Source organism: Klebsiella sp. JN_Kp122, from assembly GCF_040062085.1.
In the GTDB taxonomy this organism is placed as follows: domain Bacteria; phylum Pseudomonadota; class Gammaproteobacteria; order Enterobacterales; family Enterobacteriaceae; genus Klebsiella; species Klebsiella aerogenes.
Map to the genome: position 1 here is coordinate 150,866 of NZ_JBEAHW010000048.1, position 18,357 is coordinate 169,222.

General features: G+C 51.7%; 18 protein-coding genes and 3 tRNA genes. 16 read left to right on the forward strand and 5 right to left on the reverse strand.

Features of this window, described 5'->3' with window-relative positions; genetic code table 11:
- The first annotated feature begins 40 nt into the window (after window positions 1-40).
- The 7 genes from pgsA (at window position 41) to ABLU78_RS23260 (ending at window position 3,642) form a co-directional block, all read left to right on the forward strand.
- Window positions 41-589 (forward strand): CDP-diacylglycerol--glycerol-3-phosphate 3-phosphatidyltransferase, encoded by a 549-nt coding sequence (gene pgsA / locus ABLU78_RS23230; protein ID WP_015365912.1) that lies wholly within the window; start codon window positions 41-43, stop codon window positions 587-589.
- Between the two features lie 151 nt (window positions 590-740).
- A tRNA-Gly gene (locus ABLU78_RS23235) sits at window positions 741-816 on the forward strand.
- Window positions 817-856: 40 nt separating this feature from the next.
- Window positions 857-930: transfer RNA gene (locus tag ABLU78_RS23240), tRNA-Cys, on the forward strand.
- A 13-nt stretch (window positions 931-943) separates the two neighbouring features.
- Window positions 944-1,030 (forward strand) — tRNA-Leu (locus ABLU78_RS23245).
- Between the two features lie 222 nt (window positions 1,031-1,252).
- Window positions 1,253-2,137, forward strand: coding sequence for a dihydrodipicolinate synthase family protein (locus tag ABLU78_RS23250; protein WP_048228953.1), 885 nt, complete (start codon window positions 1,253-1,255; stop codon window positions 2,135-2,137).
- 149 nt (window positions 2,138-2,286) lie between these two features.
- Entirely contained in the window at window positions 2,287-2,853 is a 567-nt protein-coding gene (locus ABLU78_RS23255) for a DUF805 domain-containing protein (RefSeq protein WP_015705974.1), read from the forward strand.
- Between the two features lie 120 nt (window positions 2,854-2,973).
- Window positions 2,974-3,642: a YecA family protein gene (locus ABLU78_RS23260; protein WP_015705973.1), complete on the forward strand. Its 669-nt coding sequence runs from the start codon at window positions 2,974-2,976 to the stop codon at window positions 3,640-3,642.
- Between the two features lie 28 nt (window positions 3,643-3,670).
- Here ABLU78_RS23260 and tyrP read toward each other — a convergent pair whose 3' ends face one another.
- Window positions 3,671-4,882 (reverse strand): tyrosine transporter TyrP, encoded by a 1,212-nt coding sequence (tyrP, locus tag ABLU78_RS23265; protein WP_048228950.1) that lies wholly within the window; start codon window positions 4,880-4,882, stop codon window positions 3,671-3,673.
- 192 nt (window positions 4,883-5,074) lie between these two features.
- Between tyrP and ABLU78_RS23270 the strand changes: the two genes are divergently transcribed.
- On the forward strand, window positions 5,075-5,314 hold the full coding sequence (locus ABLU78_RS23270; RefSeq protein WP_015365959.1) for a YecH family metal-binding protein: 240 nt from the start codon (window positions 5,075-5,077) through the stop codon (window positions 5,312-5,314).
- 35 nt (window positions 5,315-5,349) lie between these two features.
- On the opposite strand, the gene ftnA is transcribed toward ABLU78_RS23270, so the two are convergent.
- Entirely contained in the window at window positions 5,350-5,847 is a 498-nt protein-coding gene (ftnA, locus tag ABLU78_RS23275; protein ID WP_015365960.1) for a non-heme ferritin, read from the reverse strand.
- Between the two features lie 384 nt (window positions 5,848-6,231).
- Between ftnA and ABLU78_RS23280 the strand changes: the two genes are divergently transcribed.
- Window positions 6,232-6,870 carry an RpiB/LacA/LacB family sugar-phosphate isomerase gene (locus ABLU78_RS23280; protein ID WP_048228948.1) on the forward strand — a complete coding sequence of 213 codons (639 nt, stop codon included), beginning with the start codon at window positions 6,232-6,234 and terminating at the stop codon, window positions 6,868-6,870.
- Between the two features lie 44 nt (window positions 6,871-6,914).
- On the opposite strand, the gene ABLU78_RS23285 is transcribed toward ABLU78_RS23280, so the two are convergent.
- Window positions 6,915-8,339, reverse strand: a complete 1,425-nt coding sequence (locus tag ABLU78_RS23285) for an MFS transporter (RefSeq protein WP_026612266.1) — start codon at window positions 8,337-8,339, stop codon at window positions 6,915-6,917.
- A gap of 127 nt (window positions 8,340-8,466) precedes the next feature.
- Here ABLU78_RS23285 and ABLU78_RS23290 point away from each other — a divergent pair, with 127 nt between their 5' ends.
- Complete coding sequence (locus ABLU78_RS23290) at window positions 8,467-8,718, forward strand: DUF2766 family protein (RefSeq protein WP_015365964.1); 252 nt, start codon at window positions 8,467-8,469, stop codon at window positions 8,716-8,718.
- A 57-nt stretch (window positions 8,719-8,775) separates the two neighbouring features.
- Here ABLU78_RS23290 and ABLU78_RS23295 read toward each other — a convergent pair whose 3' ends face one another.
- Window positions 8,776-9,279 carry a non-heme ferritin-like protein gene (locus ABLU78_RS23295; protein WP_032711938.1) on the reverse strand — a complete coding sequence of 168 codons (504 nt, stop codon included), beginning with the start codon at window positions 9,277-9,279 and terminating at the stop codon, window positions 8,776-8,778.
- 778 nt (window positions 9,280-10,057) lie between these two features.
- Here ABLU78_RS23295 and ABLU78_RS23300 point away from each other — a divergent pair.
- The 5 genes from ABLU78_RS23300 (at window position 10,058) to otsA (ending at window position 15,965) form a co-directional block, all read left to right on the forward strand.
- A complete protein-coding gene (locus tag ABLU78_RS23300; RefSeq protein WP_015705967.1) occupies window positions 10,058-11,038 on the forward strand; it encodes an arabinose ABC transporter substrate-binding protein in 981 nt (326 codons plus the stop codon).
- 61 nt (window positions 11,039-11,099) lie between these two features.
- A complete protein-coding gene (araG, locus tag ABLU78_RS23305; RefSeq protein WP_032711937.1) occupies window positions 11,100-12,614 on the forward strand; it encodes an L-arabinose ABC transporter ATP-binding protein AraG in 1,515 nt (504 codons plus the stop codon).
- Window positions 12,615-12,628: 14 nt separating this feature from the next.
- Entirely contained in the window at window positions 12,629-13,609 is a 981-nt protein-coding gene (araH, locus tag ABLU78_RS23310) for an L-arabinose ABC transporter permease AraH (protein WP_048228944.1), read from the forward strand.
- Between the two features lie 162 nt (window positions 13,610-13,771).
- Window positions 13,772-14,575 carry a trehalose-phosphatase gene (gene otsB, locus ABLU78_RS23315; RefSeq protein WP_015365971.1) on the forward strand — a complete coding sequence of 268 codons (804 nt, stop codon included), beginning with the start codon at window positions 13,772-13,774 and terminating at the stop codon, window positions 14,573-14,575.
- On the forward strand, window positions 14,550-15,965 hold the full coding sequence (gene otsA / locus ABLU78_RS23320; RefSeq protein ID WP_015365972.1) for an alpha,alpha-trehalose-phosphate synthase: 1,416 nt from the start codon (window positions 14,550-14,552) through the stop codon (window positions 15,963-15,965). Before otsB ends, otsA begins: the two co-directional genes overlap by 26 nt.
- A gap of 28 nt (window positions 15,966-15,993) precedes the next feature.
- Here the strand turns inward: otsA and uspC are convergent, their stop codons facing one another.
- Complete coding sequence (uspC, locus tag ABLU78_RS23325; protein ID WP_015365973.1) at window positions 15,994-16,416, reverse strand: universal stress protein UspC; 423 nt, start codon at window positions 16,414-16,416, stop codon at window positions 15,994-15,996.
- 357 nt (window positions 16,417-16,773) lie between these two features.
- Between uspC and ABLU78_RS23330 the strand changes: the two genes are divergently transcribed.
- Complete coding sequence (locus tag ABLU78_RS23330; protein ID WP_042893375.1) at window positions 16,774-18,357, forward strand: MFS transporter; 1,584 nt, start codon at window positions 16,774-16,776, stop codon at window positions 18,355-18,357.

Sequence of the window (18,357 nt, forward strand, 5' to 3'; positions counted from 1 at the left end):
AGGGCTAATTAACACTTACAACATACAGTTACCCGTTACCATGCGATTTAATATTCCGACGTTGCTCACTCTGTTTCGCGTTATTCTGATACCGTTTTTTGTGCTGGCGTTCTATCTGCCTTTTAGCTGGGCGCCTTTTGTCTGTGCATTGATTTTCTTTGTTGCCGCTGTTACCGATTGGTTTGATGGCTATCTGGCGCGTCGCTGGAACCAGAGCACTCGTTTTGGCGCCTTCCTTGATCCGGTTGCCGATAAGGTGATGGTGGCTATTGCCATGGTGTTGGTCGCAGAACACTATCATACCTGGTGGGTGACTTTGCCGGCAGCGACAATGATCGCGCGTGAAATTATTATTTCTGCTCTGCGCGAGTGGATGGCTGAGCTGGGTAAACGCAGCAGCGTAGCCGTATCATGGATTGGTAAAGTGAAAACGACGGCCCAGATGGCGGCACTGGTCTGGATGCTGTGGCGGCCTAATGTGTGGGTGGAGTGGGCTGGTATCGTTCTGTTCATGGTTGCTGCGGTGTTGACGCTGTGGTCAATGTTACAATATTTGAACGCTGCGCGCGGCGATTTGCTTGAACAGTGATCGTTTCGACGCAAATTTCAGCAAACGACACGAAGTAGCGAAAAATACCGTTGACTCACCGCGTGAGATAAGTAGAATGCAACGCATCGAACGGCGGCACAGTCTTCCAGACGATAACAAAATCAAGTGATTAGCTAATCTACTTGATGATGCGGGAATAGCTCAGTTGGTAGAGCACGACCTTGCCAAGGTCGGGGTCGCGAGTTCGAGTCTCGTTTCCCGCTCCAAATTAAAAGCATCGGCAGTAGCGGGTGTTTAGGTATTAAAGGCGCGTTAGCAAAGCGGTTATGTAGCGGATTGCAAATCCGTCTAGTCCGGTTCGACTCCGGAACGCGCCTCCACTTTATATCCCGAGCCCGGATGGTGGAATCGGTAGACACAAGGGATTTAAAATCCCTCGGCGTTCGCGCTGTGTGGGTTCAAGTCCCACTCCGGGTACCATTGGGATAAAGTAGAATAATCAAAGCAATAAGCAGTGTCGTGAAACCACCTCCGGGTGGTTTTTTCATTTCCGAAGCGTCATTTCCTGACATCATTCCTAATATACTCCACCTGCAGAGATAGACTCTGAGTGCTATAAACGTTATTTGTCCTATGACAAAACCTGCGGTGCTTGCTACGCTTAACGGGATTTTCGAACCAGGCAACAGGAGTAGGGGAAATATGTTTACCGGATTGTGTGCTTTTCCGCTGACGCCGATGCGCAACAATGAAGTAGATAGTCGCGCGCTAATAAAAATCATCGAACGTCTGGTCTCGGCGCGAGTTGATTCGCTGGGCATTCTGGGCTCAACCGGCAGCTACGCCTATTTGAGCCGCGAGCAGCGCAAAATGGTGGTCCTGGCGGCAAAACAACATGCGCAAGGGGTCCCGATGATGGTCGGGATAGGCGCGATGGCGACGGATATGATTCTACGTCTTGCTGAGGATGCTCAGCAGGCGGGGGCGGATGCTGTGCTGCTACCGGTGCTGAACTACCAGCCTCTGACGGATGATGAGGTGTTTACACTGTTCCAGACGGTTAACCGCCATGTGTCGCTACCTATTTGTATCTATGATAACCCGCGCACCACCCACAGAGCCTTTTCTGATGCGCTTGTTGAGCGTATTGCTTCGTTATCCAATATCGCATCAATCAAGATCCCCGGTTTGCCGGCCGACCAGGCTGGCGTCAGAGTGGCGACGCTTCGTCAGCGATTGCCGCAGCGAGTGAGTATTGGCGTCAGCGGCGACGCTTTTGCCGCGGCAGGGTTAAACGGCGGCTGTAATCTGTGGTATTCCGTTTGCGCCGGTCTGTTCCCGCAAATTGCCCAAAATATTACCGCAGCAGCGTTAAGTGGCGAGCGGCAGCAGGCATCGGCACTAAGCGAACGGCTGGAGCCATTATGGGCATTGTTCAGACAGCACGGTAGTCTCAAAGTGATTGCCGCTGCCGCCTCTATTCTTGAACTAGCCGAAGTAGAGTGTTTACCGCGACCGTTGGCCCCGCTCTCCGCGGAGGCCATTAACGATGTCAAATCGGTCATGGATAAGCTGGATCTACGCTGAAGTTTACCGCCTTTCCCTTACCTATGTTTATCAGGTAATTCGCCAGCCATTTAAGGTAATATATCACTGGCGTTAATGTTAACGCTGTATTGATATTCTTTGGGTATGTGATGCCTTTATGGCAATGATAACTATATATGAGGGATCTTATGGCCACGTTGCTTGAAAGCTACGGGAACTGTTTTCGAAAATATGCCACTTTCCGCGGCCGATCCGCGCGCCAGGAATATGTGGTTTTTACCATTGCTAACTTTATATTGTCCGCGATCCTGGGATTGATCCCCGTCGTTGGCGGTATCTTCGGGTTAATTATTATCATTCCGGGGATCGCGGTTGCGGTGCGTCGTTTGCACGATCTCAACAAATCCGGCTGGTGGTTGCTGGCGCCCTACGGCATTATGCTGATCGGTCTGATTGGTATTGCCGCTACCGTCGAAGAGGGTAGAGCCGCAGTATGGGTATGGGTGATCGCTCTGGGCGGCCTGGCCGCGTTGGTAATGTCGATTTGGATGATTTTTACCCGTGGTACCGTTGGCAGCAACCGCTTTGGTGATGAACAGAACGATGACAACAGCGGCGGTAATACGATGGGCAAGAGTTCTGCCGCGGATGATGTCAGAGAGCGCCTGGCACAGGCTAAGAAAATGCTTGATGACGGCGTTATTAGCGCAAGTGAATACGAAGTGATGCGTGCTAATATCATTAAAGATATGTAACCGATCCGCCGCCGGGCTTGCCCGGCGTTAATAAATTCACCTGTGTGAGCGAGAGCGGGTGGTTTTCTCCTCCCATTTTCGCTACTGTAAGCGCCATTTTTCTACCATCATGAGCCTGTAATGAAAACCGGACCCCTGAACGAAAGTGAACTTGAGTGGCTGGATGAGATCCTGTCGAAATATGCCACCGAGGGCGCCATCCTTGATGTCTCCGAACTTGATGGTCTGTTAACGGCTATCTTATCCGGGCCGAGCGAAATCGAACCAGCGCAGTGGCTGCTTGCTATCTGGGGCGGGGCGGATAATGTACCGCGCTGGGCTAACGATCGCGAGCGCGACCGTTTCGTTAACCTGACGCTGCAGCATATGAGCGACATCGCTGAACGCCTGGCTGACTATCCGGAGCAGTTTGATCCGCTGTTTGGCACCCGCGAGTTTGAAGGCCAGGAACTGACCATTGTTGAAGAGTGGTGCTTCGGCTATATGCGTGGCGTTGCCCTCTGCGACTGGTCGACGTTACCTGCGGAACTGCAGCCACAGCTTGATGCCATTGCGCTGCACGGAACAGAAGAACGTTTCGAAGCGCTCGATACGCTGACCGCGGATGAATTTGTCGAAAGCGTTGATAGCATAAAGCCCGCCGCGCTGGCTTTATATAATTACTGGATGGAGAACGCTCAGCCGACGGCCGTGCAGCAACCGGTAAGAAATGAGACCAAGGTGGGGCGTAATGATCCTTGCCCCTGCGGTAGCGGCAAAAAGTATAAGCAGTGTTGTTTAGCTAAATAACAAAAGGGGCCAACCAGGCCCCTTTTGTTTACCCCACAGCGGGTAATAATCCTGCCACAATGCAGAATTGAATGGCCACTATCGCCACTCCACAGCCCAATACCAGCCAGAGCGCAATCGAGCCGCCCGGAACACGCCAGGTTGCCTGTGGGTGCAGTTTTCGGCTTTTCATTACTAATAATGATGGCAACATCAGCGCCAGTACGGCGAGCGCCACGCCGGCGTAGCCCAGCGCCATCACGAAACCTCGCGGATAGAACAGGGCGAAAGCCAGCGGCGGCAGGAAAGTGATGACGCCGCTCTGTATACGTCCGGCAGGGGTGTTTTTACGCTGGAACAAATCTGCCAGGTAATCAAACAAACCCAATGCGACGCCGAGGAAAGACGTCGCCAGAGCGAAGTCGGCGAACAGATGTACCGCCACCTCTACATGCGGCGAGGCGACAACGTCGCGGATTGCTGCCAGCAGGCCGTTCAGGCCGGAATTCTGCGCCAGCACGGCGGTAAAGGCCGGAGAGTCGATGCTGCCAAGCGTGGCGAGTTGCCAGAAAATATAGGCGACCAGTGGAATAAAGCTACCGATGATAAAGACGCGGCGCAGTTTACGAATATCGCCATTCAGATAGCTAACGATGCTGGGAATACTACCGTGAAAACCAAACGAGGTGAAAATCACCGGAATAGCGGACAGCGCCAGGCCTTGCTGTAACGGCAGAGTCAGGAGATTTATCTGGTGAATATGCGGCAGGAGCAGCACCAGCATCACCGCAAGGAAAATAATTTTGGCGCTAAATAAAAAGCGGTTAAACAGATCGACCAGAGAAGTCCCTATGCACACCACTGTGCCGCCAATGCCGGTAAAGAGCAATACGCCGGCAGAAGGCGGTAGGTTCCAGTTCAGCCACTGATTCAGACTGGAGGCCAGCAGCTCCCCAGCGCCGCTGATATAGGCCGCCGTAAGCGCATACATCAGAAAAAGCATACAGAAACCGGTGACCCATTGGCCGTAGCGGCCGAGATAGCGCGCCGCCAGTGAGCCTAACCCCATATCCGCAGGGACATGCTGATAGACTTCCAGCAGCAGCAGGGCGGTATAGCACATCAGCGCCCACAGCGAGATCAGTAATACCAGGGTGACGCCAAAACCGACTCCCGCCGAAGCGAGCGGCATCGCCAACATACCGGCGCCAATGGTGGTGCCGGCAACGATTAAAATACTACCCAGAGTGCGGTTCTTCACGCTTTTCTCTATCTATGAAGGAAGGAACGAATAATTATGTCGCGCAGAGTATGTGAAATGAGTGATTTCGTCAAATGATGGTTACAAGTGGTGTAATTATATCTTTACGTCTCTGGAGGGCAGAAAAGACTGCGTTGGCGCAAAGCCGCCAGGCGCATGCTGATATATGCTGCCTGCTTTACAGGAGGAGTTATGTCATCTATTCACGGTCATGAAGTATTACAGATGATGATCGCATCGGGCGAGTCGTACAGCGTTGCCAGTCTCGAAGCGGCCATTAAGAGGCAATTTGGCGAAGATGCTCGCTTTCACACCTGTTCGGCGCAGGATCTGGACGCGGCGCAGCTGGTGACGTTTTTGCAGCAGAAAGGTAAATTCATTGCGGTGGAAGAGGGTTTCAATACCAGCGAGAGTAAAATTTGCCGTCATTAAGCGCGCGGCGGCCAGGGCGGCCGCCGCTGTGGGAATTAGTTTTGCGTGTCGAGGGTTGCCAGTTCTTTATCGATAAAGTACAGGCCTTCACCGCTTTTACCGGCAAGGGTCAGTTTATCAATAACAGATTTGAATAATTTCTCTTCTTCATGCTGTTCTGCTACGTACCATTGCAGGAAATTAAAGGTCGGGTAATCCTGATTAGTCATCGCGGCATGCGCCAGTTCATTAATTTTTTGCGTAATTAACTGTTCATGTTCATAGGTCTGGCGGAACAGTTCATCAAGTGAAGCATATTCGGCAAACGGCGAGCTAATGGCGTTAATACGCGGCAGGCTGCCGGTATCGGTCAAATAGTCGAACAGGCGCTGCATGTGCGTCATTTCTTCCTGCGCGTGGCGGCGGAGAAAGGCGGCTGCACCTTCAAAGCTATGGTAGCTGCACCATGCGCTCATCTGCTGATAAAGCAAAGAAGAATAAAGCTCAAGATTCATTTGCTCATTAAGTTTTTCGATCATTTCTGCTTTCAGCATGGCGTCCACTCCGGAAATAAAGATTAAATCATAATGTGCCGTCACTATAATTTGTTAGTAATTTATTTGCAAAAAGTAAATTAAAAAATTAATTATTAAAAATGCAAATGGGAATAAAACGCATTGGCAATATAATAATAAATGAGAATGGTTTTAATTTGATATTTATTTCGTAAATTATCGCGTGAAGCGAAACGACGAATATTTAATGTTCTGAACCTGAAAGGGGAAAACTGGGCTGAGGGAGGCTCAAAATGTGACGCGCTAAGATTTTTGTAAAACAGCTTTTCATAAAGTTTGAAAACGCATTTATGAAGTAGTAGAGTCCTGTTAACGCTAACGAACTATCGGGCCGTGCCCGCAGAGCATTCAGGAGAGTGAAGCATGAAAATCGCACTGATGATGGAAAACAGCCAGGCCAGCAAAAATGCCATCATCCTCAACGAGTTAAACGCCGTTGCCGATGAAAAAGGCTTCCCGGTTTACAACGTAGGAATGAGCGATGAGCACGATCATCATCTCACCTATATCCATCTGGGAATCATGGCCAGCATCCTGCTGAATTCTAAAGCGGTCGATTTCGTGGTGACCGGTTGCGGCACTGGCCAGGGGGCGCTGATGTCATTGAATATCCATCCGGGAGTGGTCTGTGGTTATTGTATTGACCCTGCGGATGCCTTCCTGTTTGCCCAAATCAACAACGGTAACGCGTTGTCTCTGCCTTTTGCTAAAGGCTTTGGCTGGGGGGCGGAATTGAACGTGCGCTTTATTTTTGAGAAGGCGTTCACCGGCCGTAATGGGGAGGGGTATCCGCCGGAGCGTAAAGAGCCGCAGGTCCGCAATGCCGGGATCCTGAATAAAGTGAAAGCGGCGGTGGTGAAAGAAAATTATCTTGATACCTTACGAGCTATCGATCCGGAACTGGTAAAAACCGCCGTTACCGGGCCGCGGTTCCAGCAATGCTTCTTCGAAAACTGCCAGGATAAAGAAATCGAAGCTTTCGTACGCCAGATTATAGGCTAATAGGGCTTTTCAAACAGGCCTGCATCACTACGCGGGCCTGTTTGTTATGGTCGTGTTTTACTGGATACCGTGCTGCCGGCATCTCGCGTAAGATGTAGCGTATCAATCATCCCTACCAAACAAATCAGCGCAATAAAGACAAACGCCAAGCGGAAGCTAATTCCCGGTAGAGTCGTCAGATTCAACCACTCGCTCAACTGTTCACCGATGCGGATGCCGATGGCGCCGAGAGTGATACCGAGCCCAACCGCCAGCTGTGAAGCGGTGCTGAACAGCGTATTGGCATAACTCATCTGCGCGGAAGGAACGTCGGCAAAAGCGAGCGTACTGACGCCGGTAAATTGGATGGAACGGAACACCCCGCCAAGATAGAGGATCAACATTATCAGCCATACCGGCGTTTGCGGCGTTAACAGCGCGCAGGCAAGTAGCGAGGCGACATTCAGCGCACCGTTAATCAGCAATAAGCGGCGAAACCCCAACCAGCGGATGAGCGGCGTGGTTGCAGGCTTGATAGTGAGATTGCCGACAAAAACGGCCAGCACCAGCAGTCCAGAATGAAAAGGATCCATGCCGAAACCCACCTGGAATAGCAATGGAAGCAGGAATGGGACGGCGCTTATCGACGCGCGAAACAGTGAACCGCCGTACATGGTTACCCGGAATGTAGGAACCTGCAAAGCGTCCAACCGTACCATTGGCCAGGCGGCGCGGCGGAAATGGCGTAGAGCGAAAAACATACAGCCGATACCTGTCGCCATGAGCGCCAGCGTTTGCCAGCTCTGTGGCTGTCGGTCGCCGAGTCGTTCCATCGCTGCCACCAGGCTTATCATCGCCAGTGACGTCGTCAGAAAACCGGGTAGATCGAAGGGGCGGCGTTCTTCTTCACGGATATTGGGAATGATGCGTAGCGAGAGCGCCATCGCCAGTAGCCCGAGCGGCACGTTAATAAAAAAGATCCAGTGCCAGCTGGCGTAACTGGTAATGAAACCCCCGAGCGGCGGGCCGATTATCGGTGCGACCAATGCCGGCCAGGTCAGCGTGGCTATTGCCTTGATGAGCTGATCTTTGGGAGTGGTGCGCAATACCGCCAGGCGCCCGACGGGGACCATCAGCGCGCCGCCAACGCCCTGTAGAATGCGCATTGTCACAAAGCTTTCGATGTTGCGCGATAAACCGCAGAATACGGAGGCGAGGGTAAAAATGGCGAGGGCCAGAGTAAACACTTTCCGCGCGCCGAAGCGGTCGGCGATCCAGCCGCTGGCGGGGATCAGTACCGCGAGGGTGATCAGGTAGGCGCTGATGCCAATATTGAGCGCGACCGCCGCTACGCCAAAATCCTTCGCCATATCAGGCAGGGCGGTAGCGATGACCGTGCCATCGAGAAATTCCATAAAGAAAGCGCCAGCCACCAATAATGCCGGGGCGGAAAAAGCGCCTGTTTTTGGCGTAATTGTTGTTGTACCCATTGTGTCGTTGCCATAGCAAAATGAATAAGTATCTTTGCGGTACGTTTTCTTTTCGCCGCTCCCGCACATGTTTTTTTATCTGGTGCGATTTAGGTTACTATTACGCTCCTGAAAATAGGAGTAAAAAATGTCTCAACCTTTCACTGAACAAGATGAGTTGGTTTCCGATGTCGTCGCATGCCAGCTGGTCATCAAACAGATCCTTGATGTGATTGACGTTATCGCCCCGGTCGAAGTGCGCGAAAAAATGGCGACGCAGTTAAAAGCGATTGATTTTGCGAGTAACCCTGCTTCGGCGGATCCGGTGACGCTGCGCGCAGTACAAAAGGCAATTGCACTGATTGAACTGAAATTTACCCCGCAGGGTGAAGCGCACTAGCTCTAACTCTGAGAAGTTGATTGTCTGGCCGTTCCAGTCTGGAACGGCCAAATTCAGCTAGTGCTGTTGTGGCGAGATGAGATTAAGTAGTCGACGGTCTGTCTGCTCCATACCGAGCCCGGCTTTATCAGCAGTGCGTATTTCTTCAAGGACGGTTTGCAGTAACAGCCCATCTTGCTGCTGCTCTTTCTCCAGCAGGGTCAAAAAACGCCACGTCGTGTCATCGCGCTGCGCTTTTGCTTCCTGCGCCAGGCCGGACAGCATGCTGCTACGTTGCTGATACTCTTCGAGAGTTTTGGCAAACACTTCTTCAAGCGTTGTGCATTGCGGGGGATAGCTTTCGTCGGCTTTGACAATTGGCCAGGCGCCGGCCTTTTTCATATAGTCAAAAACCTGCATCATTAACGTCACGCTGGATTGCGCACGGGTGCGCAAGAAGGTTGCTGTGCCGTTGAGACGCTGCTGCGCGCACCATTCACCTAAATGTAGATAAACATTTGATGCGTGAAACTCAAGATTAATCTGGGTATTTAATTTCTGAACCATTCCTGGAACTGCCATAACAATATCCTTATTTATCCGCAAGGGAAGTATGACGCGCTACCATCGCCTCGCACAGGCGAGTTTTGCAAGCGCAACGCAATAGGCAGGAAATAAACACGGTGCAATCCATTTGCACGTGACTATTTATTTATATCTGCCGATACATCAAGAATACCCTTATGTGCCGAATAAGAAAACTCTCAACATGCGTTATTTACGATTTGTTACAACATCAGTTTTACTGCTTGTTTTAATTGTCTTTTTTGTGGATTTAAATCGTAATGCATTGAATTTAAATGGTTATATTTAAGGGGTCGTAGGGCTAGTAAATTTGTATTAATGAATTTGATTTAACGGTAAATTCATATATCGATCATAGCTTATTCATTATTCGAAAATAGCGAGAGGATAATGAACTTGTGATAGATCATCTTTTGTTGGAAGTGGAAGAATAACATATAAGCTGGCGGCAAATCGCAGGACAGAGTAGCCCGGGATGGCGTTAGCGAACCTACAAGGATAAGTCTGCTGGTGATATGGATTATTGTGCCACGCATAACGCTAATTGTCTGACAATTAGCGTTTTTTTTATGTCATTTTTTGCTGAATTTATGTACGCAACTACTGTAATTCTGCGGTGTGATGACGCTCTCGTATGGATAAATAATTTCCAGTTAAAACTATTTTAACAACGGCAATATTGATTGCGATTTTTCTAATGCCTTGTTTTAAGACCGATAAAAAATTTAAGTCCGATTTTCCCCTACAGAAAAGCGAATTAAAGCTGGAGTTTACCATGCACAAATTTACTAAAGCGCTGGCGGCCATTGGCCTCGCGGCGGTTATGTCACAATCAGCTATGGCTGAAAACCTCAAGCTCGGTTTCCTGGTGAAGCAACCGGAGGAGCCCTGGTTCCAGACCGAGTGGAAATTTGCTGATAAAGCCGGTAAGGATTTGGGCTTTGAGGTGATTAAAATCGCGGTGCCAGATGGTGAAAAGACGCTTAATGCGATCGACAGTCTCGCCGCCAGCGGCGCGAAGGGATTTGTCATCTGCACGCCGGACCCAAAACTGGGGTCGGCGATTGTTGCGAAGGCTCGCGGCTATGACATGAAAGTTATCACCGTTGACGATCAGTTTGTGAATGCCAAAGGTAAGCCGATGGAGAGCGTGCCGCTGGTCATGATGGCCGCCAGCGAAATCGGCGCTCGTCAGGGGCAGGAATTATATAAAGAGATGCAAAAACGCGGCTGGGATGTGAAAGATACCGGCGTGATGGCGATTACCGCCGATGAACTGGATACTGCCCGCCGCCGCACCACCGGCTCGATTGACGCGCTGAAAGCAGCGGGTTTCCCGGAAAAACAGATCTATCGTGTACCGACCAAATCTAACGACATTCCAGGAGCGTTCGATGCCGGTAACTCCATGTTGGTGCAGCATCCGCAGGTTAAGCATTGGTTAATCGTGGGTATGAACGATAACACCGTGCTGGGCGGCGTAAGGGCAACTGAAGGCCAGGGCTTTAAAGCGCCGGATGTTATCGGCATCGGTATTAACGGTGTCGACGCGGTGAACGAGCTTTCGAAAGCCCAGCCGACGGGGTTCTATGGATCTCTGCTGCCAAGCCCGGATATCCATGGCTATAAAACCAGTGAGATGCTCTACAACTGGGTGACCAAAGGCACCGAGCCGCCGAAATTTACCGCCGTGACTGACGTGGTGCTGATTACCCGCGACAACTTTAAACAAGAGTTGGCGAAGAAAGGGCTGTAAGGCCGGGTTCATTCTGCCTCCCGCTCTGGCGGGAGGTTATGCGTAGAAGAGCGGAGTCGTTATGCAACAATCTATCCCTTATCTCTCATTTCGCGGTATCACCATGACGTTCCCGGGCGTTAAAGCACTGTCTGACATCAGCTTTGACTGCTATCGCGGGCAGATCCACGCGTTGATGGGTGAAAACGGCGCCGGGAAGTCCACCCTCTTAAAAATTCTCAGCGGTAACTACATTCCAACTGCCGGGCATCTGCAAATTGATGGTCAGCAAATGGCATTTACGAATACTACCGCTGCGCTAAATGCTGGCGTAGCGATTATTTATCAGGAACTTCATCTGATCCCGGAAATGACCGTTGCCGAGAATATCTATCTTGGTCAGTTGCCGCATAAAGGCGGCATTGTGAATCGGTCTTTATTGAATTATGAAGCGCGGCTGCAGCTGGAACATCTGGGACTGGATATCGACCCGGAAACGCCGCTGAAGTATTTGTCGATCGGCCAGTGGCAGATGGTGGAGATCGCCAAGGCGCTGGCGCGTAACGCGAAGATTATTGCGTTTGATGAACCAACCAGCTCACTCTCTGCGCGCGAAATCGACAACCTTTTTCGCGTGATTCGCGAGCTGCGTGAAGAAGGGCGAGTGATTATTTACGTCTCGCACCGTATGGAGGAAATTTTCGCCCTCAGCGATGCCATTACCGTGTTTAAAGATGGCCGCTACGTGCGGACCTTTGACGACATGCGGCTGGTGGATCACGATGCCCTCGTGCAGGCGATGGTGGGGCGTAATCTTGGCGATATCTATGGCTGGAAAGCGCGTGAATATGGCAGCGAGCGGCTGCGACTGGATCAGGTTAAAGCGCCAGGTGTCAGAATGCCAATCAGTTTATCGGTACGCAGCGGTGAAATTGTCGGCCTGTTTGGTCTGGTCGGCGCCGGGCGCAGCGAACTAATGAAGGGGCTGTTTGGCGGCAGTAGAATTACCAGCGGTCAGGTCTATATTGATGGTCAGGCGATAAGTATTCGCAAACCGGCGCAGGCGATTCAGGCGGGCATGATGCTGTGTCCGGAGGATCGTAAAGCCGAGGGCATCATTCCGGTACATTCGGTGCGTGACAACATCAATATCAGCGCGCGGCGTAAGCATATTCATGCCGGCTGCCTGATTAACAATGCCTGGGAAGCGAGTAATGCCGAACAACATATCAAATCGCTCAATATCAAAACCCCGGGAGCTGAACAGTTAATTATGAATCTCTCCGGTGGTAATCAGCAAAAAGCCATTCTGGGCCGCTGGTTGTCGGAAGAGATGAAGGTGATTCTGCTTGATGAACCGACCCGCGGCATTGATGTCGGCGCAAAGCATGAAATCTACAACGTTATCTATGCGCTGGCCGCTTCTGGCGTGGCGGTTGTTTTTGCCTCCAGCGACCTGCCAGAGGTGCTCGGCGTCGCCGACCGCATCGTGGTGATGCGCGAAGGTGAAGTGGCCGGTGAATTGCTGCATGAAGATGCGAATGAACAGCAGGCGCTGAGCCTTGCGATGCCTAAAGTCAGCCAGGCCGTAGCCTGAGTAAGGAGTGAATGATGTCATCTGTAACTACGCCGAGCGCCGCACGATCCTCCTTCAGCTTCGGTCGAATCTGGGATCAGTTTGGTATGCTGGTGGTCTTCGCAGTGTTGTTCATCGCCTGTGTGATCTTTGTTCCCAACTTTGCCTCTTTCGTCAATATGAAAGGGCTGGGGCTGGCGATTTCCATGTCGGGAATGGTGGCCTGCGGCATGTTGTTCTGCCTGGCCTCCGGGGATTTTGATTTGTCAGTCGCTTCGGTCATTGCCTGCGCTGGTGTAACGACGGCGGTAGTGATTAACCTGACCGAAAGCTTATGGATTGGCATTGCCGCCGGGCTTTTGCTGGGTGCTGTCAGCGGGTTGGTAAATGGTTTTGTGATTGCGCGTTTGAAGATCAACGCGCTGATTACAACTCTGGCTACCATGCAAATCGTCCGTGGGCTGGCCTATATTATTTCCGATGGTAAAGCGGTTGGCATTGAGGATGAACGTTTCTTCACTCTGGGTTATGCCAACTGGTTGGGGCTGCCGGCGCCAATCTGGCTGACGGTTGCCTGCCTGATCGTCTTTGGACTGCTGCTGAATAAAACCACCTTTGGTCGCAACACGCTGGCCATAGGGGGCAATGAGGAGGCGGCGCGACTTGCAGGGGTGCCGGTTGTTCGTACCAAGATCATCATCTTTGTTCTTTCAGGTCTGGTATCGGCGGCGGCGGGGATTATCCTGGCTTCGCGCATGACCAGTGGCCAGCCTATGACCTCAATTGGTTATGAACTGATTGTGATCTCGGCATGTGTCCTGGGCGGCGTATCGCTAAAAGGCGGGATCGGTAAGATCTCTTATGTGGTGGCCGGGATCCTAATCCTGGGTACCGTGGAGAATGCGATGAACCTGCTGAATATTTCGCCATTCTCACAATATGTAGTCCGCGGGGTGATATTGCTGGCAGCGGTTATCTTCGACCGATACAAGCAAAAAGCGAAACGTGCGGTTTAATTGCGCGCAACTTTTAAGTCTACATCATAATGTGCCGCCGGCGCCCGCTGCGCTGGCGGTGACTATCAAAAATGGCGAGGCTGGTCACACTGTCTATACTTACATGGCTAACAATTAGTTAACAACCAGCGTAATGCTGGCCATGATAAGGAGGAACACAGGGTGGCTGACCAGATATCTGTACCGCCTGAGCTAACCGGAAACCACGCATTTTTTCTGGATCTTGACGGCACGCTTGCCGATATCAAACCTCATCCCGATCAGGTTGTTATCCCCGAAGACGTCCTTCAGATGTTGCGATTACTGGCACAGCGACAACATGATGCTGTGGCATTGATTTCAGGGCGCTCACTAACAGAGCTTGATGAACTAACCCGTCACTGGCGACTGCCGCTTGCCGGCGTCCACGGGGCTGAACGCCGCGATATCAATGGAAAAAGGCACGATGTATCACTGCCGCCGGCATTGAGCCGTGAGGTCGGCGAAGCATTAACTTCGGCGCTACAGGCGCTGCCTGGCAGTGAACTGGAGGATAAAGGCATCGCTTTTGCGCTGCATTACCGTCAGGCACCACAACACCAGAGCGCCATCCTGGCGCTGGCGCAGGATATCGTGCAGCGTTATCCGATTCTGGCCATTCAGCAAGGGAAGTGTGTCGTTGAGATCAAACCACGTGGCATTAACAAAGGTGAAGCAATCGCCGCATTTATGCGGGAAGCGCCTTTTGCGGGACGAAAGCCGGTATTTATCGGCGATGACCTGACTGATGAGGCGGGTTTTACTATGGTTAATCAATTAGGCGGAGTATCGATTAAAGTTGGACAAGGCGACACACAGGCGCGCTGGCGGCTGGCGAATGTTGCCGCCGTACATCAGTGGTTACGCCATGTTGTCGGCAATATGCAAAGCCTGGATGTATTCACTAACGGGAGGGATGACCATGAGTCGTTTAGTCGTAGTATCTAACCGTATTGCAACGCCAAATGATAAAAAGGCCAGCGCAGGCGGCCTGGCGGTGGGTATTTTAGGTGCGCTGAAAGCGAGCGGCGGCACGTGGTTTGGTTGGAGTGGGGAAATCGGTGATGATAGCCAGCCGTTGAAGAAGGTGAGTAAAGGGGATATTTCGTGGGCCTCATTCAACCTTAGCGAAGAAGATCACGAGCTCTACTACAATCAGTTTTCCAATGCGGTGCTATGGCCCGCATTTCACTATCGTCTCGACTTAGTCAATTTTCAGCGTCCGGCGTGGGAGGGGTATCTGCGGGTTAACGCCGCTGTGGCGCAAAAGCTGCTGCCGCTGCTAGCCGATGACGATATGGTATGGGTTCATGATTATCATCTGTTGCCATTTGCCAGCGAATTACGCAAAAACGGTGTGAAGAACCGCATTGGTTTCTTCTTACATATTCCGTTTCCAACGCCTGAAATATTCAATGCGTTGCCCCCGCATGCCGAACTACTTGAGCAGCTGTGTGATTATGACCTTTTGGGCTTTCAAACCGAAAACGACCGGCAGGCGTTTGTTGATTGCGTCGCCCAACAAACTACCTTGTGCGAAGTGGGTCACCAGCAATACCGTGCCTGGGGTAAGACGTTCCGTACTGCGGTCTATCCAATAAGCATCGAACCTCAGGAAGTCGCGCGCAGCGCCAGCGGGCCGCTGCCGCCGAAGCTGGCTCAGTTGAAAGCTGAACTGAAAGGGGTGAAGAATATTTTTTCCGTTGAGCGCCTGGATTACTCCAAGGGGCTGCCGGAGCGTTTTCAGGCTTACGAAGCGCTGCTGGAAAACTACCCCCAGCATCGTGGGAAAATTCGCTATACCCAGATAGCTCCCACTTCGCGGGGTGATGTACAGGCTTATCAGGATATCCGCCACCAACTGGAAACCGCCGCGGGACGCATCAACGGCCACTATGGTCAATTGGGGTGGACGCCGCTGTATTATCTGAATCAGCACTTCGATCGCAAACTGCTCATGAAGGTATTTCGTTATTCCGACGTGGGCCTGGTCACACCGCTACGCGACGGCATGAACCTCGTGGCCAAGGAGTTTGTCGCCGCGCAGGACCCTGAAAACCCTGGGGTGTTGGTGCTATCGCAGTTCGCTGGCGCGGCTAATGAACTGACTTCCGCGCTCATCGTCAACCCCTACGATCGCGATGAAGTGGCGGCGGCGCTGGATCGCGCGCTAACGATGCCGCTTGCCGAGCGAATTATTCGCCATGGCAAAATGCTCAAGGCGATCGAGAGTAATGATATTGATAACTGGCAGGCACAGTTCGTTGCCGATCTAAAGCGGGTAAAGTCGCCTGAAGATAGCTGCCAGCAGCCAACCGTAGTTACTCCCTCCGCGTAGTCAAAACGGCTGATGCTTCGGCATCAGCTTATTCCAGGGATACCAACAGCACATCGACTCCGCTGCTGCCGACGATATTCTTCGCTGAACAGGTAGCGCGGGAAAACAGGCTCTGGTTATGGTTGCCGCAGATGACCAGGTCGACGTGATGCTGAAGGCAAAAATCCTTCACGTGGTGGCAAAGTTCGCCGCTGGCGATGGTCATTTTGCTGATAGGGTAGTCCGCCTGGGAGGCGAGTTCATTAAGAAAACTACGGGTCTCCTCCTGCATTATCTCTCGCAAATTTTCCATCATCGGCGCGGCGAACTGATTATACATTTCCGGATCTGTCGCCAGCGTAATCAGGCTGACCTGCGCATTGGACGGACGTGCGATAGACACCGCTTTATTAACCAACATGCGGCTTTCCGGCGTTGGGGCGACGGCGACTAACAGATGAGAGTAGGGCATCTAGCCTCCTTGAGATACGCAACGGGACCTTTCTTCCTTCTTTACTCCTAATTCCATTTTTCCACAAGGGTTATTCGCGCGGTTAAAAACGCCTTTTTCTGATCGTGTGGTATCAGATTCTGGCAGCCGACTCGCAAAAATGATTCTCTCTTTTGCTTTAAAAGAAACGCTGTTTTATAAATCGGTGACGCATGTTGCCCGCCCCTTTGTTTTTTTGCCACTGAATGATTGGTACTGGCAAAAACGCAAAGGTAAGCCGGTTTTCATGATCTTACTGTAGCCATGTATCCGCAAAACTTCGGTATAGCCCGTGGTAAGACCGAAGTTATCTAATAAAAAGAGACAGGATTTACGGCGATGAAAACACGAAAAATCGGTTTGGCTAATTATCTCGCCTATGGTTCCGGCGATTTTCTCGGCGCGGGAACCACCGCGCTGACCGCAGCATGGCTACTCTATTTTTACACCACCTTCTGCGGGCTATCGCCCATTGAGGCGACGCTCATTTTCGCCACCGCGCGCGTGCTCGACGCGGTCGTCAGCCCGCTGATGGGCTTCTTAACCGATAACTTTGGCTCTACCTGGCTGGGTAAGCGGTTCGGCAGACGCAAATTTTTTATTTTGCTCGGTATTCCCTGCGTTTTTAGCTACTCAATGATGTGGGTAGGCGATATGGGGTTCTGGTACTACCTCGCAACTTATCTGCTGTTTGATATTGTCTATACCATGATTCTGGTGCCCTACGAGACGCTGGTGCCGGAGATGACCGATGATTTCAAACAGAAGACCAAATTTTCCGGCGCGCGCATTTCCATGGCGCAAATGTCGGCGATATTAGCCTCGTTTTTACCGGGGATCCTGCTCACCCAACTGGGTAAAGATAACGCCAGCTCATTTTTTTACGCGAGCCTGGTCTTTTCGGTCCTGTGCGCGCTAATGCTGACCTTCGTCTGGTTTTTCACCTGGGAACGTCCGCGGGAAGCGTGGTCTGAAGCAGCGTTACGCGCGGAAGAAGAAAAGCGCAACTTAACGCTCGCGCAGAGTCTTAATCGCCTGTTTATTGAGCTCAGCTCTACGCTGCGAATTAAAATCTTCCGCCAACATCTTGGTATGTATCTGGGCGGTTATATCGCTCAGGACGTGTTCAACGCCGTGTTTACCTATTACGTGGTCTTTGTGCTGATGCAGGACGCTTCTGTCGCCTCTAACTTACTCGGCACGATGGCTATCTTCCAGTTCATCGCGGTTATCGCCATGATCCCGCTCTGCATTCGCTTTGGCCCGGCGCCTTCATATCGCATGGTAGTGGTGCTGTTTGGTTTGAGCTCTCTCTCTTATGCGGTGCTCTATTACGCGGGGCTAAGCGACGTCTATTCATTATTACTGCTCATTTCCGCTATCGCGGGTCTGGGACGCGGCGGCATTAACTACGTGCCGTGGAATACTTACACCTATATTGCCGATGTCGACGAAGTCATTACCGGCCAGCGTCGGGAGGGCATTTTCGCCGGTATTATGACGCTGACCCGCAAAGCGTCGCAGGCGGGGGCGGTGATGCTGGTTGGCATTATCATGCAACTATCGGGCTTTGTCTCCGGGCAAAAAATTCAGCCGGCAGGCGTCAGTCATACCATTCTGTTGATCCTTAGCGTCGGTACGTTGGTGGTGCTGGCCTGCGGCTTCCTGGTCTCCCTGCGCTTTAAACTCAATCTGCATACGCACAGCGTGCTCCGCGCCGAGACGATGGTGATGCGTGATATCGGTTACGCACAGCCCGAGCAGACGACTGCCGAAAACCGCGCGGTGGTTGAGCTGCTGGCGGGGATGCCTTACGACTGCCTGTGGGGTAATAACAACATTGGCTACCTGAATCGCAATAAACCTGCCGCCCCGGCGCTGAATCAGGGCGGCACTTTGAATTCGACATATACCAGAGGTTAA

Coding starts and splice junctions, on each gene's coding strand:
- ABLU78_RS23260 (WP_015705973.1), top strand. CDS start 2,974: ATGAAAACCGGACCCCTGAACGAAAGTGAACTTGAGTGGCTGGATGAG.
- araH (WP_048228944.1), top strand. CDS start 12,629: ATGTCATCTGTAACTACGCCGAGCGCCGCACGATCCTCCTTCAGCTTC.
- ABLU78_RS23330 (WP_042893375.1), top strand. CDS start 16,774: ATGAAAACACGAAAAATCGGTTTGGCTAATTATCTCGCCTATGGTTCC.
- ABLU78_RS23280 (WP_048228948.1), top strand. CDS start 6,232: ATGAAAATCGCACTGATGATGGAAAACAGCCAGGCCAGCAAAAATGCC.
- ABLU78_RS23295 (WP_032711938.1), bottom strand. CDS start 9,279: ATGGCAGTTCCAGGAATGGTTCAGAAATTAAATACCCAGATTAATCTT.
- uspC (WP_015365973.1), bottom strand. CDS start 16,416: ATGCCCTACTCTCATCTGTTAGTCGCCGTCGCCCCAACGCCGGAAAGC.
- araG (WP_032711937.1), top strand. CDS start 11,100: ATGCAACAATCTATCCCTTATCTCTCATTTCGCGGTATCACCATGACG.
- otsA (WP_015365972.1), top strand. CDS start 14,550: ATGAGTCGTTTAGTCGTAGTATCTAACCGTATTGCAACGCCAAATGAT.
- ABLU78_RS23290 (WP_015365964.1), top strand. CDS start 8,467: ATGTCTCAACCTTTCACTGAACAAGATGAGTTGGTTTCCGATGTCGTC.
- ABLU78_RS23250 (WP_048228953.1), top strand. CDS start 1,253: ATGTTTACCGGATTGTGTGCTTTTCCGCTGACGCCGATGCGCAACAAT.
- ftnA (WP_015365960.1), bottom strand. CDS start 5,847: ATGCTGAAAGCAGAAATGATCGAAAAACTTAATGAGCAAATGAATCTT.
- ABLU78_RS23285 (WP_026612266.1), bottom strand. CDS start 8,339: ATGGGTACAACAACAATTACGCCAAAAACAGGCGCTTTTTCCGCCCCG.
- ABLU78_RS23255 (WP_015705974.1), top strand. CDS start 2,287: ATGGCCACGTTGCTTGAAAGCTACGGGAACTGTTTTCGAAAATATGCC.
- ABLU78_RS23300 (WP_015705967.1), top strand. CDS start 10,058: ATGCACAAATTTACTAAAGCGCTGGCGGCCATTGGCCTCGCGGCGGTT.
- ABLU78_RS23270 (WP_015365959.1), top strand. CDS start 5,075: ATGTCATCTATTCACGGTCATGAAGTATTACAGATGATGATCGCATCG.
- pgsA (WP_015365912.1), top strand. CDS start 41: ATGCGATTTAATATTCCGACGTTGCTCACTCTGTTTCGCGTTATTCTG.